12 protein-coding genes are annotated in these 14,136 nt (G+C 59.4%); 7 read left to right on the top strand and 5 right to left on the bottom strand.

The features are described 5' to 3' along the window. Positions 1–11 precede the first annotated feature (11 nt). Positions 12–1,112, top strand: coding sequence for a tRNA 2-thiouridine(34) synthase MnmA (gene mnmA / locus NFV80_RS14960; RefSeq protein ID WP_295331543.1), 1,101 nt, complete (start codon positions 12–14; stop codon positions 1,110–1,112). 157 nt (positions 1,113–1,269) lie between these two features. Here the strand turns inward: mnmA and NFV80_RS14955 are convergent, their stop codons facing one another. After that, complete coding sequence (locus NFV80_RS14955) at positions 1,270–2,466, bottom strand: ABC transporter permease (protein WP_295331542.1); 1,197 nt, start codon at positions 2,464–2,466, stop codon at positions 1,270–1,272. A gap of 32 nt (positions 2,467–2,498) precedes the next feature. After that, positions 2,499–3,662 (bottom strand): FtsX-like permease family protein, encoded by a 1,164-nt coding sequence (locus NFV80_RS14950; protein ID WP_296759187.1) that lies wholly within the window; start codon positions 3,660–3,662, stop codon positions 2,499–2,501. A gap of 139 nt (positions 3,663–3,801) precedes the next feature. On the opposite strand from NFV80_RS14950, the gene NFV80_RS14945 reads away from it, so the two are divergent. Next, complete coding sequence (locus NFV80_RS14945) at positions 3,802–4,692, top strand: ThiF family adenylyltransferase (protein ID WP_295331540.1); 891 nt, start codon at positions 3,802–3,804, stop codon at positions 4,690–4,692. Next, positions 4,689–5,759 (top strand): molybdopterin biosynthesis protein MoeY, encoded by a 1,071-nt coding sequence (locus tag NFV80_RS14940; protein ID WP_295331539.1) that lies wholly within the window; start codon positions 4,689–4,691, stop codon positions 5,757–5,759. Before NFV80_RS14945 ends, NFV80_RS14940 begins: the two co-directional genes overlap by 4 nt. A gap of 18 nt (positions 5,760–5,777) precedes the next feature. Here the strand turns inward: NFV80_RS14940 and NFV80_RS14935 are convergent, their stop codons facing one another. The 3 genes from NFV80_RS14935 to NFV80_RS14925 form a co-directional block, all read right to left on the bottom strand. Beyond that, positions 5,778–6,563 (bottom strand): MBL fold metallo-hydrolase, encoded by a 786-nt coding sequence (locus NFV80_RS14935; protein WP_295331538.1) that lies wholly within the window; start codon positions 6,561–6,563, stop codon positions 5,778–5,780. Between the two features lie 361 nt (positions 6,564–6,924). Then, positions 6,925–7,806, bottom strand: a complete 882-nt coding sequence (locus NFV80_RS14930; protein ID WP_295331537.1) for a class I SAM-dependent methyltransferase — start codon at positions 7,804–7,806, stop codon at positions 6,925–6,927. A gap of 101 nt (positions 7,807–7,907) precedes the next feature. Next, entirely contained in the window at positions 7,908–8,561 is a 654-nt protein-coding gene (locus NFV80_RS14925) for a methyltransferase domain-containing protein (protein ID WP_295331536.1), read from the bottom strand. A 291-nt stretch (positions 8,562–8,852) separates the two neighbouring features. Here NFV80_RS14925 and NFV80_RS14920 point away from each other — a divergent pair, with 291 nt between their 5' ends. The 4 genes from NFV80_RS14920 to NFV80_RS14905 all read left to right on the top strand — a co-directional run bounded on the left by NFV80_RS14920 (position 8,853) and on the right by NFV80_RS14905 (position 14,059). Beyond that, positions 8,853–9,317 carry a hypothetical protein gene (locus NFV80_RS14920; protein WP_295331535.1) on the top strand — a complete coding sequence of 155 codons (465 nt, stop codon included), beginning with the start codon at positions 8,853–8,855 and terminating at the stop codon, positions 9,315–9,317. A 987-nt stretch (positions 9,318–10,304) separates the two neighbouring features. Continuing rightward, the gene (locus tag NFV80_RS14915) at positions 10,305–11,255 is read left to right on the top strand and encodes a PEP-CTERM sorting domain-containing protein (protein ID WP_295331534.1); all 951 of its coding nucleotides are present in this window, start codon (positions 10,305–10,307) and stop codon (positions 11,253–11,255) included. A 712-nt stretch (positions 11,256–11,967) separates the two neighbouring features. Further along, positions 11,968–13,125, top strand: a complete 1,158-nt coding sequence (locus tag NFV80_RS14910) for a glycosyltransferase (RefSeq protein ID WP_296759181.1) — start codon at positions 11,968–11,970, stop codon at positions 13,123–13,125. Next, positions 13,106–14,059: a PIG-L family deacetylase gene (locus NFV80_RS14905; RefSeq protein ID WP_295331532.1), complete on the top strand. Its 954-nt coding sequence runs from the start codon at positions 13,106–13,108 to the stop codon at positions 14,057–14,059. The genes NFV80_RS14910 and NFV80_RS14905 overlap by 20 nt, the downstream gene beginning before the upstream one ends. The last annotated feature ends 77 nt before the right edge of the window (positions 14,060–14,136 follow it).

The following is a 14,136-nucleotide window of genomic DNA, read 5'->3' as shown; positions in this document are numbered from 1 at the left end:
GAGGTACCCGAATGAACCAGGGAAAGAGCGTTGTCGTCGGTCTGTCGGGCGGCGTTGATTCGTCGGTCGCAGCCCTGCTGCTGAAGCGGCAGGGCTGGCAGGTGCACGGCCTGTTCATGAAGAACTGGGAGGACGACGATACCGACGAGTATTGTTCATCGCGACAGGACCTGGTCGACGTGATGAGCGTGGCCGACACCCTCGGCATCGAAGTCGAGGCGGTGAATTTTGCCAAACAGTACAGGGAGCGCGTTTTTGCTCGATTCCTCGACGAGTATCGGGCTGGCCGCACCCCGAACCCGGATGTCCTCTGCAACTCGGAAATCAAGTTCAATGCCTTTCTCGAGCACGCGCGGCAAATTGGGGCTGAGCGCATTGCCACCGGGCATTATGCCGGCGTGCGCGAATTCCAGGGGAAATGGCAGTTGCTCAAGGCCGAGGACGGCAACAAGGACCAGAGCTACTTCCTGCATCGCCTCGATCAACGGCAACTGGCGAGCACACTTTTTCCCCTGGCCGGCCTGTACAAGCGTGAAGTGCGCAGGATCGCCGAAGAGGCGGGTCTGCATGTCGCTCTGAAGAAGGATTCGACCGGCATCTGCTTCATCGGCGAGCGGCCGTTCAAGGACTTTCTGACGCGGTATCTGCCACCTGCCAAGGGAGAAATTCGCTGCCTCGACGACGACCGCCTGCTCGGTGAGCATGATGGAGTCGCCTATCACACCATCGGTCAGCGCAAGGGCTTGCACATCGGTGGCGTCAAGGGTGGCAAGAGCGGCGACACGGGTGATCACGACGCTTGGTTTGTCGCCCGCAAGGACGTTTTCCGCAACATTCTCTACGTCGTGCAGGGGCACTCGCATCCGGCGCTGCAGAGCGACGAACTCAGCGCCCGGGAGCTTTCCTGGGTGGCCGGTGAACCGCCGCATGCACACTGGGTATATACCGCCAAGACGCGCTACCGGCAGACCGACGCTCCCTGCGAATTGGAGCGCGTTGGCGTCGACAGTTGTATGGTCAGGTTCGCCGAGCCGCAGTGGGCGGTGACGCCCGGACAGTCGGTGGCGATCTACGAAAGCCGGGTTTGTCTCGGAGGCGGCGTGATCGTCTGAGTGTCAGACGTCTCCTGCGACTTCCCCGCTTGTCGTGGCGCGCCGATCGCCGCCGGCTGTTCGGGGCAGGAACTTGATCTGACGCGCTCCCGCCAGTCGGTGGGTTTCCCGGTTGCCTTCGGTTGTTAGGGCTTGGTCATGAGATGGCGTGATGGCATCAGGTGCCGTGCCGTAACGCTTCCACGATCGGTCGGCAGGACGCCCTTCGAGCGGGAATGATTGTCGCAAGGCATGTGGCGACAAGACCGATCACTCCAGCGCCGAGCACATCACCTGGTGTGAGACGAATCACGGCGAGGTATCCCATGTTGGAGTTGGGGGGGGGAGGCATCGGGATGCCAATGGCCGAGACAATCCACGCCACGACTCCGGCCAGGACCATTCCTCCGATGGCGCCAAGCAGACCCAGCAGGGCGCTCTCGGTCATGATCAGCTCAAACACTCGTGCCGGCCTGTTGCCCAGAGCCTGCAGGGTGCCAAACTCCCGCCCACGCTCAAAGAGGCTCATGTTGACGCTGTTGGTTACGCTCAGCACCACCATCAGGAGAATGATGAGTCGCAGGACGCCGAACTGAGCGTCATAGAGTTCGACTGTCTTCTCGTAAAAGTCCGCCAGTTCCTTCCACGGGAGCACCTCGATGCCGAACCCGGCGACACGTGCGCGCACGGCGTTGACTGCGCGCGCCGTTTCTTGCGTATCGCTCAGCGTCATGACCAGGACGTGAGCCGACTCCGTATCGAGCAATTCGCGTGTAGCCGCCAGAGGAATCCTCACCGCGCGCGCGTCGAACTCCTTGGAGAAACTCTGAAAGACGCCCACCACGCGAAAATCCCTCGTGTTTACAGCTCCTTGGGCCAGACTGAGAATCAGGGTCACTTGATCGCCTATTGCCAGGTTGAGCGTTCGCGCCACGCCCTCTCCGACAACGATTCCATCGCCATCATGGTCTGCCAGGGGGCGGCCTTCGACATAGTGCATGAAGCTGCCAATTCTTGCTTCTGCGTCCGGTTCGATACCATCACCGACAATTCCAAGATCACGCTTGCCGTTGTTCACCATTCCGGAAAAATTTATCCTGGCGACCAGTTCCTCAACCCCCGGCAATCCCGTAAGCAGCGCCTTGACTTGTTCCGGATTCTCAATCAGGTGCGATTCAGAGGCTCGCGCCCGACTCGCGCGGAAACCCTCTTTCGTCAACTGGATGTGCCCCGTCTGTGAGTGAATGGTGGCTTCTCCCAGTTGTACCAGCGCGTCGCGAACGAAGCCACCAGCAATAATCAGGCTTGCGACACCGAGGCTGATTGCCGCCAAAGTGGCTATTGTCCGTGTTCGATGCCGGAAAATGTTGCGCATGGCGAGCACAAGTCGCCCTGGAACAAACCTCTTCACTGGTTGCAGCGCAGGGCGTCAACGATGTTCATTCGGCTGGCCTTTCGTGCTGGCAGCACGCTGGCCAACAAGGTCGTCACCAAAGCGAGAAGCAATGCGTCGATCACCATTTTCCCGTTTACGAGTATTTCCGCAGTAAACCCTACGATCATTCCAGGCGGTGGTGGCATCGGGATCCCGACGATCGAAAGCACGGTTGCCAACAGGTATCCCGTTGACACGCCGGTCACGCCACCAATGATCCCGATCAGGAAGCCTTCGATGAGGAAGATCTGCAACACGCGAGAACTGTGCTGGCCCATCGCCATGATCGTCCCAATTTCGGTCGTGCGCTCAAGAACACTCGTCATCTGGGTGTTGGAAATGGTCAGCACGATCAGCATGCCGATGACGTACATCATCAGGTCGATCTGTTTGCTGTACAGCAGCACGGTCTTGTTGTAGAAGTCCGCCAGATCGGTCCACGGAATTACCTCGAAGTCCCGTTCGGGAAGCAGGGCGCGCAACCTGCCAACCATGGTCTGCGTCCTCTCGGTTTTGTCCAGCAGAACAACCCAGGATGTAGCACCTTCGACGCGCATCAGCTTGCGTGCCAGATCAATCGGCAGACGTAAGGCATTGTCGTCAAACTCCTTCGAGTCCGTAAGAAAAGCGCCGGAAACCTTGACTTCGATGGCATTGGCCGCGCCGTTTGCCGTGGTGACCAGAAGAACGATATCGTCTCCCGGTTCGACACCCAGGTTCTTGGCCAATCCTTCCCCCAGCAACGCCGCCTTTTCGTTTGGCTGAGTGAGGTTCTTTCCCGAACTGAGGACAATCTCGTTACTGATGACCAGTTCGCGTTCCGGTTCGATGCCCTCGCCGATGAAAGTGACCGTTACGTCCCCGTGACTGACCAAACCGCTGAATGCGAGTCGCTGCGCTACACTCTCCACTCCTTCCGCTTGCAACAGGCTTTCCAACGCGGCGGACCGTGCCGGCAGAAGATAGTGGTAAGGATCGGCGATCCCTTTCGTCATGTAGCCGGGCCTGACCACCTGAATGTGGCCCAGTTGAGAGCGGATGGTTGCCTCGCGCATGCTGGTGAATATCCATTCGACGAAGCCTCCCGCGAGCAGGAAGGCGACGATGCCCATGGTCACGGTCAGCACCGCAACCATGGTGCGATGCTTGTTGCGCTGGAGATTGCGCATTGCCACCCTCAAGTCGGTCATCAGAAAAGTAGTCATTGGCGGCCGATGATGCTTGAGGTAATGTTCGTGTTCTCATTGTAGTACGAAGTTCAGGAGGTCAGACCGGGTGATGGGAGACTTTGATTACGGCGAAGCCTTTTCGAGAAACATCGGCTGGGTGACCGAGGCAGAGCAAGAGACGCTGCGGCAGAGTTGTGTGGCCATTGGTGGCTTGGGCGGGGTTGGCGGAGTGCACCTCCTGACTTTGGCACGGCTTGGGGTCGGCCGCTTTGCGATTGCTGATTTCGACGTGTTCGAGATGGGCAATTTCAATCGACAGATCGGTGCGACCATGGACACGCTTGGGAGCTCGAAGGTGGACGTGATGGCCGGCATGCTCCGGGAGATCAATCCGGAGATCGAACTTCGTACTTTCCCGGAAGGGGTGCAGCCCGAATCAGTTGATCGTTTTCTCGACGGCGCCGATGTGTACGTCGATGGCCTCGATTTCTTCGCCCATGGGGCGCGGTCGAGAACGTTTGCTGCCTGTGAACGCAGGGGGATTCCGGTGGTAACCGCGGCCCCGCTGGGCCTGGGTACCGCGCTGCTGGTCTTTGGCCCCGGAGGAATGTCGTTTCAGGAGTACTTCGGTTGGGATGCTGGCGACGAACTGGAAATGTCGATCCGTTTCTTGGTCGGCTTGTCACCGGCGATGCTGCAAAGGGGCTACGTTGCCGACCAGACGCGCATCAATCTGGCGGAACGCCGCGGCCCATCGAGTGCGGCCGCGTGTCAGCTCTGTGCGGGGATTACGGGCGTCGAGGTGCTCAAGCTTCTTCTTGGTCGCGGTGGGGTGAGGTTTGCTCCCTGGGGCAGCCATTTCGATGCTTACCGAATGCGTCTTGTGCGCACCTGGCGCCCGTTCGGTTACAGGAATCCGTTGCAGCGGCTCACGATCAGTCTCGTCAAGGCACAGCTGAGGCGAATGGCCAGGCAAGGCGAAGGAAACTCTCCGTGAGCCGTAGCATCCTGCTGCAATTGCTGGACCTCGCGCGTTGGGCTCCGAGTGGGGACAATACGCAACCGTGGCGCTTTGAAATTGTCGGGGATGAGTTCTTGCGGGTGCACGGGCACGACACACGAGATTCGGTTCTTTACGATTACGATGGTCGCGCCAGCCACATTGCTCATGGCGCGCTGCTGGAGACCTTGCGCGTCGCGGCAACGGGTTTCGGGCTGGCGACGAACTGGACGGTCCGGGCGGACCCGGATTGGCGGTCGCCCGTATACGAGGTGCATTTTTCCTCAGCGCCGGGAAGCCCGGCGGATTCGCTGTTTCCCTACATCGAGAAGCGGGTGGTGCAACGCCGGCCGATGCGTACCACGCGCCTGACTGCCGCTCAGCGTGTGGCAATCGAGGCGGCGGTCGGCGAAGAAGTCAGCCTCCAGTACTTTGAGTCCCTCGCCGAGCGGTTCGAGGTGGCGTCCCTTCTTTGGCAGAATGCCCGGATACGCTTGACCTGTCCAGAGGCCTACGCCGTACACCGCGAGGTCATCGAATGGCGAGCGCGTTTCAGTCAGGATCGAATTCCGGAGCAGGCCGTCGGTGTGGATCCCGCGACCGCGCGCCTGATGCAATGGGTCATGCGAAGCTGGGATCGAGTTCGTTTCTTCAATCGCTATCTTCTTGGTACCGTCGTTCCGCGCCTCGAGTTGGATTTCTTGCCCGCTGTTTGTTGCGCCGGTCATCTGCTGCTGCGCCCTGTGCCTGGGTCGGTCGACCGGGAAGGTTGGGTGCGCATGGGGATGCGTCTGCAGCGGATGTGGCTGACTGCAGCCAGGGAGGGCTTGTACCTGCAGCCGGAATTGACACCGGTCATCTTTCGCTGGTACGCACGCGCTGGCCATCGTTTTTCGGCCGATGCGTCCCTCTTCGAGAACGCCCTGCGGTTGTCCGATCGCTTTGAACGTCTGGCCGGCTGCGGACCAGAAGACACCTTCGTTTTCTTCTGCCGCGTGGGCAGTTCCTCCGAGCCCTTCAGTCGTTCCTTGCGGCGCGACCGTCAGCAACTCATGCGTGTGTGACCGATAGGGCGTTGCGCCTCATCGGCCGGCTCCGTCCATGGCGAACGCTTCACGCACTGCCTCTTGACTGACGGGCCCGCCATGTCCGAGGAAGTAGCGGTGGATAGGCTGCTTCGCCAGCACCGCAATGTTCGCGCGATTGCGTCCGACGTCCATGTGGAAGTAGTGTTCATTCGGGCGATTCGGCAGCAGGGCGCCGCCCAGCCAGCCACCAAGGATCATGTCACCGACAAACGCGCGGCCATCGTCGAGCACGATGATCAGCGATCCCGGCGTGTGCCCCGGCATCTGTATCGCGCGTCCGGGCAGTCCGTATGCGTGAAGATCAAGCTCTCCGTCGACTTCAATGTCCGGGCGGAAAGGCTCATAGTTTGCGTCTATCGGCAGCAAGAGAATGAGCCTGGCGGTGAAGCTGGTTGGCGTAACCGGTGCGTTGGCGCCAGCTTCCAGCATCGATCGATCACCTCGTCCGGCGATCAGCAAAGCACCGCTGCTCCTGCGGATCTGGGCTGCGAGGCCGGCATGGTCGGCATGACCGTGCGTCAGAATGACCACCGCCAAATCGGCGAGTTGTACTCCTTCCCGCGCCAGCGCCTCGCCGAGCCGTAGCAGGTCGCTCCCGCTCCCGGAATCCACCAGGAAGAGGCGAGTTCCTCTCCTGATCAGGTAGACGTTCGACATACTGAGGCGAATCTGCACTACCTCGGATTCGCTCGGGTGCTCGGCCAATGCCGGACCAGAAAACAGCGAGGAAATCAGGAAGGAAAGTGTGAGGGCAAACGGCGAAACCGTTGCAATGCGCAACGCTTGCACCGCGAATAGTTCCCACAGGGAATATCCCGTTTGAATGACATTTGCCGCCCACCTCACACACGCGTCTCCGTCTGACTGCCCACTTGCAGGCTGCTGGATTGTGTGGCAATTGTGCAGTATTTCAAGGTAGTCGAGAAAATTCCGCCATTTTGTCTTCCGTGCCGAAGACGGCGAATTGCCTCTCTCGGGTCGAGGCAAGCGCATGCGAAAGGAAAAGTCATGTCAAGGATTCAGCTGCGCCCCGTCTCTATCCACCATGTCATCACCGCTTCCATTCATTCGCAAGACCACTGCCCATGCCGCAATAACGACATAAGGCCGATTTTTCCTGTAACCAGATGAGAGGTGTTACCTATCCGGCATCCAGTTTTCGAAACACCCCTATCATTTCATAGCCAAGCGGCAGGATCCCTCCAAATAATCCCAGGAACAGCAACCGCGGAGAGGAAGCAACGACGTCGACTCGAGGAGGATCAAATCCTGCGTCCAGTGTATCATCGAGGGCGCCCAGATATCCCCGTAGGAACCGCCAATTCACAAATGGATAAAGGGTATCGCTGGAGTCGCGGTGGAAGAGTTTCAAAAGCTGCAAACCCTGCTCTAGAGCCAATTCCAGAAAGACTTTCTCTGACAAGATGTGAATGTGATAGGGCTGGTGCAGACTGTAGATATACGGCTTGATCCTGCTCAAATCAATGCCATCGGCGCGAGGCGTGCCAATAATAATGATACCACCGGGGCGCAGCAGGCTGCTGAGGTCGTGCATCAACTGCCGCGGGTCCTCGACATGCTCAATGACATCCTGGCTGATGACCACATCGTATTGGCGATTCAGCACTTCGGGATCATTGTAACGAGAACTGTGGGGATCGAAGCCGTTACTTGCCGCATAACCCCTTTCTCTCAAGTACTCGACGAGCAGCCCTTCGCCACAGCCATAGTCCAGGACCGTGCTTTGGCGAGCCAGGCCAAACCCTTTCAAACGGCGAATGTAATTATCGAATATCCGTCGGGTAACATCGTCAAGACTACGGCGGCCATAGGGATAATCTTTGTAAAACATGACCATATCTTCCCGCTTGAGCGAATGGATCGTCCTGCAGGCACCGCAACGCCACACGCGAAATTCCGAGCCCAGCCACTTGCGGACATTGCAGGGAACCAGCGCTGTTTCCGTCGCTGCTTCATAAGATCCTCTTGAGCAAATGATGCATGATCTGCGCTCTTCATCCATACGAATTCCCTTTGTCCAATAAACGAGTATTTTTCGGCAAAATACATGTCATGCGAAGGGCAAGATTCGCAGAGGTGATCGAATCAGGCCCTCCCTTGCGACTAGCCGGGTGGAGGGCGGCTTTCTCCATAGACCCTGACTATTGCTGCAAAACCCGGTTCATTCACGATCTTGACGTAGGAAAGTTCGGTAAGGCCTATGCGATGCAGTTCCTTCCATATGCGTCTGGCAAGATATGTTTGGAACATGCAGACGATCACGATGCCTTCGGACGCAAGATAGGAGCGATATTGCTGTAAGACATCGATGGGATTCTGGATGTAGTACAGAGACTCGTTGAAGACAATCACATCAAAGACTACATCCTTTGGTGTATAGTCGCGAGCAGACGACAAAATGAACTCGGTCTTGCTGTCCTCTCTGGCCTTCGCGCGACCTATTGCTGTCGAATTCATGTCGATACCGACGTACCTGGAATAACTGCACCGTTCCTGTAAGACTCCTTCGCCACATCCGACGTCCAGGATCGTGGGACTTCCGGGCTTGTAGTATTCGCAGCATCCCCTGATGATGCTGTAGCGATAGGATTCGGTGATGTCTCGAAAGTACTCCCAGCGTCCGGTCGCGTAGCGTTTCTCCGAGTCTCGAACCAGCAACTTTCGGTACCATTCCGCGGGGAGCGGAATAAAAGGCATCAATTCAACCCCGGTGCGCACGAGAGCGCGTTGTATGGTTGCAAGCAGGCGTGTGTTCATGGTATTTCCCCAAGAAACGCGGATCAAGTTGCCCTCGCGGTCGGGGCCGATAATAGGATCTAGGATCCGCCGGTTGCCGAAGTTGGAATAGGCCAGTGACGCAACTGGGCTAGTGTACAGCCGTGTTCGCGAAGATCGACACATAGCCTGCCGCCTTAGCTGCGAGGTTGCGTGAGGGCGGGATCGCCGATGCGACGACTCCCGCGGCTCCGGCGTTGGGGGCAGAAGGAAGCCGGGGTGGGCAATCGCGAGATGCACCAGACAAGAAGGTGCTATCCGTGACAGTTCGCCATGAAGGCGCATGTCGGCGTAGATACCGACCGTGGCCAGACCCCTACGATGGTGAGCATGGTGCCGGACGCGGCGAAAATTGCGCCAACTGCTGAACTGCTGTACGGCGAAGCGAAGTCGGTGCGCCGCGAGGCGGGTTACACCAAGGCCGGGAAGCGCGAAGATTCGAACGAGCGGGGCGTCGTCGGCTGGGGGGGCGCGACGAAGCTGGACAGACCGAAGGCGGCCACGCAGGGGAAGAGGCCGCCGGGGCAAATGCTGGGTCGCCTCGAATCTGTCAAGCTTGGCAACCAGCACAAAGTGGAGTATGTATTCGGCATCGTAAGGAACCTCTTTGGCCATCGCAAAGTATGCTACCGAGGCTGGAAACAAAACGCCGCGCGCGTCCACATGCGCTTTGCGCTCGCCAACCTGTGCCCCGCCAAGCGCCCGCTTCCGGCACTTTCCAGCCGCGGTACGTTCTGAGCAAAGCGAAGGTCCAGGACGAGCTGAGTCTCGGGCTCACCGCCGACAACACGAACGCCGATAGCAGCAGGATTGCCAAGCCATCCACAGCACTGCTCTCCTGCGGGGAAAGTGCCACCCTGCGGCTCCGAGCAGATTGAACAGCGGTTCCCCACGTACCGTGCGGCCGCTTGAACACATGAGCTAGCGTCGTATCGGGCATGTTCGATCCACGTGCGATTGACTTTCACCGGTTGCGGCGCCTCTGCCTGTCGATTGGCAGGCTGATGATACAATGAAAACTCTTGTCGGTACCAACCCGGCGATTTGTCGTTTGCCCTTTGCGCCAGCACCACAGCATTGGGTGAGTGTCCGCCGCGCTGGCACCTTCGTCCTTGGGCCTAGTTACTGCGTCACACCTTCTGCGATGGCCGTGCCACGCGTTCTCCACCGACTTCGGGTCAATGAATGTTGTGCGGTCCGCCGGGCTGTAGGGCGGCGCTCGTGGTGAAGCTCTGCGCCTGACCTCTGTATAAGATTCAGATCCGTGGCGCTTTTCGGCGCCACGCGCTGATGGTCTCGAATACCGATTGGCAGGGCGGAAGGTTCCGCGGGGCAACCGGCGCAACGGGCATCGGGCCCAGACTACCTGCGGCCGCGTGTCGACCATTCGCTGCAGTGGACGGCAACGACCAAGGTGATGGAGGGTGTCGCTCGGTGTGTGAGGACGGCCATGGACGTGTCTTGCGTTTGCTTGGACGCAGCGCAAGCGCGGCGATTCGCGTGTCGCGCCAACGGAATTCGCGCCGCAGCTGCGCGGCGGTGTCGACTTACCTTACACCGGGAGTGGGCCAGGAGGTCGCAGGAGTCCACCCGGGTAGAAAATTTTCCCGATAAAACAGTTTGATGCTGGCTGCCAAGCGGGGCTGGCACGCATCATGCTTTGTCGTGTGCGCTGCTTCTTGGCAAAAACTCCTCACACTTACTGGATTACTGGAGATACGAACGATGGAAAACCTCAACAGAGCCGTGATTGTCGGCTCGCTGGCCTTACTGGCCGGGTCGGCGCAGGCGTTGCCCCAGTTTGCCGCCAATACCGCAAACGACATTTATTTCAACACCTTGGAGAATGTCTACCGGACCACCGCGAATTGCGCGGCATTCGGTGGCTGCCTAGCGTTCGACGCCGCCAACGATCCGGCGGGCTGGCAGCGGGCCAACCCGGCCATCGCCGACAATCTCAAGATGGGTGATGTGCTGGCCAGCATCGTGCGCGTCCAGAACATCGACCCACTCTGGAATGCTGGGCCCGGTAACCGGTTCAACGGCTATCTTGCTCAGCAAATCGTCGGTTTTGATCCTGTGAGCTTCGCTCCGAGCGTCGCGATCATACTTGATAATCCCGCGGTGGATCCCTTCGGCGTTCTCCAGCCGGGTGAGAGTCTGAGGATGTACGCTGGGACGTACAGCTTTACCAGTTCTACCGCGGGCACTACTTTTGGCATGATTGCCGGCGTGACCGGTGACTCCTTTTGGGGTTCGTTCGGTCTTGACGGAACGAAGAACACCTACTCGTATAATGTCGACAATCCCACGGTGCCGGGAACGCAGACCAAGGACGAATTTTTCACCAGCTGGAATCTGGTCGCCCAGGGCGGTGTCTACAATGCCGGAAATCTGCTCCTCGTCAATGACCTGAACGAAAGCGCGCACGGGACGATCAATCCGAGCTTCCTGTGCACCGGGGCGGATGTTGCCGATCCAGCGATTTCCTGCTCGCAGATCGTCGGCACCGCCGAGATCGAGTTCAACAAGAACAGTTCGGTGGGTGGGGTTGGTTTGTCGCCCTGGATCTATTCGGCGAATGACCCGCTCTCGATTTTCGTTCCGGAGCCTGGCAGTTTGGCTCTGCTCGGCCTGGGTCTGACGGCTCTGGCGCTGCGTCGTCGGAGCGTCTGAGCGGCGGTTGCGCGGTTTCAGCGAAGCCCGGAAAGGCCACTCACGCGGTGGCCTTTTCTGTCTGTACTTGGCACCAGACGACTGTTGCGGATGGCGGTTCCGTCGCTAGTCGATCCTCATCGCGGTTCTTGGGAGTCAGTGCGGATGGTGGCCTCGCGTCGGGTTGGCCTCGCGTCGGGTGGCGAAGAGCAAACGAGCAGCGAAGGGTTCCTGCACGGGGTGGTACCGGCAGAGCGCGGTAAATTGACGAGAAGAAGCGGGTTGCGCGGGAGCTGTGACGGGCCTGCTCGGACTGGCTCTCGCCGTCTCGCGCCAGCGCAGTGGTGTCGGCCGCTGCCGGCTGGGCAGGGTATCGAACCGGGCTTCGACTGCTGGGAAGAAGTGGTGGCCAGCCGCTCCTTCCGCGGATCGGGGGTCGATCAGGCGCACGCTACGGTGGGCGACAAGCGGGAAGGCGGACAAGCGGCGGCGAACCAACAGGGCTGGCATTGTTGTCGTCTCGATGGGCGGCTGTAACGTGGGTGTCGCGGTTGTCACCGTACCCTCCTGTTGGCGAAGACGTTCCGGCGAGCGGTGCGCCGGTACGGCACGGAAAATTCCGTCGAAGGGGGAATCTCGCAGAAAGATGGTCGCACCAGCCGGGAAGTCTGGGAGAATGGCGACTGCTGTTGCGACAGTACGGAGTGTCACGGACTATCTGGAGGACGATGGATTGCCCGCTCAATTCTCCATCTGCATGGTGTCGGACGACTTTCTTCCCGCTGCAACCGGGGTCGGTGTGCATCTGAATCTGATCGCGCCAGAGCTGGTCCGGCGAGGCTGTGAAGTCGCCGTGATCACCAGCCGGCGAAAGGGCGAGCCTGAAGTCGAACAATGGCGGGGGGTGACCATCCACCGGACCTATTCGGTCAAGGTATATGGCTTTTATCAGGCCTTGCCGTCGCTTGCCGCGGTGCGGCGCATTTTGGAACGGTGCCGCCCGGATCTGGTCCACCATCATTACGCTGGGCTGATGATGTTACGAGTCTGCCGGCTTGCCGAAGTGCTGGGACTGCCACAGGTCTCGACCTACCACTTCAGCGCGGACGTGCTCACCCAGCAGTTTCCGTTACGTCTCTTTCGTTCCTTGATCCGGTCGCAGATGGTGTCCTGCAACAACCGCTTCGACCTGGTCATCGCTCCGTCGCAAAAACTGGCCGATCAACTTGCGGCTGCGGGGGTGCGAACTCCGATCCGCTATATTTCGAACCCGGTCGTGTTTGATGACATCGGCAGTTTCGTTCCGGCCCAGCGTCCCCCCGGCCTGACTGTTCTTTATGCGGGCCGCCTTGGCCCGGAAAAAAATGTATCGTTCTTGCTCCAGGGCTTTGCCAAATTGTTGATGCAGGTTCCGGAATGTGTCCTGTGGATTGCGGGGGGTGGTCCCGAAGAAGGCGCATTACGGGGCCTCAGCGCGCAGCTGGGTATTCGCGACAGGGTGACGTTCCTGGGCCATCTCGATCGCCCGACCCTCGCTTGCTGCTACGCTGCCTGCGATGTCTTTGTCTTGCCGTCGCTATTGGAAACCCAGGGCATGGTGGCGATGGAGGCAATGTGGTTTGCCAAGCCGATCATCGTCACCAGTGCCATCGTTTCAGCCCATGAGCTGGTTGAGGACGGGGTCAGTGGCTACATCGTCGGGCCCGACTCGCCCGCGGAGCTTGCTTCCCGTCTCGCCATCCTGGCTGCCGACTCCGACAGGCGGCAGGCCATGGGCCGGGCGGGTCGGGAGCGCGCCCGTGCTTTCGGCCTGGAGGGCGTGGTCGACAGTCTGCTTACGGCCTACTCGCTGGTCATGGAAGGGAGGGCTCTTGGGAAGCGAGCGCTATAAGGCCGTGATCGTTTCGCCACATCTGGACGACGCGGTCTTTTCCTGTGGCGGCGAGATCGCTCGCTTGACCCGCCAAGGCCGAGTACTGGTGATCAATGTGTTTACCCGATATCTGGGTGAAGCGAAACGGTATGGGATGGTCGTCGGTGCCCAGCGTTTGCGAGAGGATGTTGCAGCAGCGCGATCGCTCGGCTTTGAATCCCTCAACCTGGACGAATTGGATGCCCCGTTTCGGCATGAAGCGTACCGCTCGGTGGGCAAGCTCTTCCGGCCGCCGGTGGACGATGTCGAATACCTGGGCAAACTGCGGGAACGTGTCTTCTCTTGTTTGGCTGGCATGGACTTCGAGCGGATCTACTTGCCCCTTGCGATTGGCTGGCACGTAGACCACATGCTCGTCTACGAAGCGTTTTCGCCGTGGGCTACCCGCGCGCACTGCTACTACTACGAAGATGCTCCCTACTGCCTGATTCCCCATGCAACCCGCTACCGAATGGATGAGCTGGGAGAATACCAGCCCGCTCGCGGTGACCGCAGCCTGTCCCCAGTGTCTGAAGTTCAGGCCTGGTGGCAGGCCAGCGCCGCGTACGCCGACACGGCGATGATGCGCAACCTGAAGCCATGGATCGTTCGACAGTGCGCTGTTCCGGTGGTCGGCGCGTATCTGTACCGCCTGATGGCAGCGCATCGTCGTCAGGCGGCGACCGTTCGCAAGCCACATCGGCTGCAGCCGGTCATGACGCTCGATCTCGGTGAACTGCTGGAAAAAAAGCTTGACGCGATGGTTCTCTACGAGAGCCAATTCCGGGAGTTCTTCGGCAACCGCGAAGATTGTCGGGCATCCCTAGCCGCCTACGCCGTGCGGGCAGGAGCAAAGGCGTCGGCTCTGGAGCGCTACTGGCAGATCCGTCACGCGGCCGACCCTACGGCTTGACGTTTCTGGTCCGCGTCGCCTTCTAGTGTAATGTCTCGTAAATAGCTATACATCTAGTCTAGTCTGAGGTGGGCTGG

The organism is Accumulibacter sp., assembly GCF_023806565.1.
Lineage (GTDB): Bacteria > Pseudomonadota > Gammaproteobacteria > Burkholderiales > Rhodocyclaceae > Accumulibacter.
Note: the sequence above shows the minus strand (reverse complement) of the source record. Positions and strands in the feature narration are given on the sequence as shown.

Excerpts from the sequence above, each read along its gene's own strand:
- mnmA (WP_295331543.1), top strand. The coding sequence starts at position 12 with ATGAACCAGGGAAAGAGCGTTGTCGTCGGTCTGTCGGGCGGCGTTGAT.
- NFV80_RS14955 (WP_295331542.1), bottom strand. The coding sequence starts at position 2,466 with ATGCGCAACATTTTCCGGCATCGAACACGGACAATAGCCACTTTGGCG.
- NFV80_RS14950 (WP_296759187.1), bottom strand. The coding sequence starts at position 3,662 with ATGGTTGCGGTGCTGACCGTGACCATGGGCATCGTCGCCTTCCTGCTC.
- NFV80_RS14930 (WP_295331537.1), bottom strand. The coding sequence starts at position 7,806 with ATGGATGAAGAGCGCAGATCATGCATCATTTGCTCAAGAGGATCTTAT.
- NFV80_RS14925 (WP_295331536.1), bottom strand. The coding sequence starts at position 8,561 with ATGAACACACGCCTGCTTGCAACCATACAACGCGCTCTCGTGCGCACC.
- NFV80_RS14920 (WP_295331535.1), top strand. The coding sequence starts at position 8,853 with ATGAAGGCGCATGTCGGCGTAGATACCGACCGTGGCCAGACCCCTACG.
- NFV80_RS14915 (WP_295331534.1), top strand. The coding sequence starts at position 10,305 with ATGGAAAACCTCAACAGAGCCGTGATTGTCGGCTCGCTGGCCTTACTG.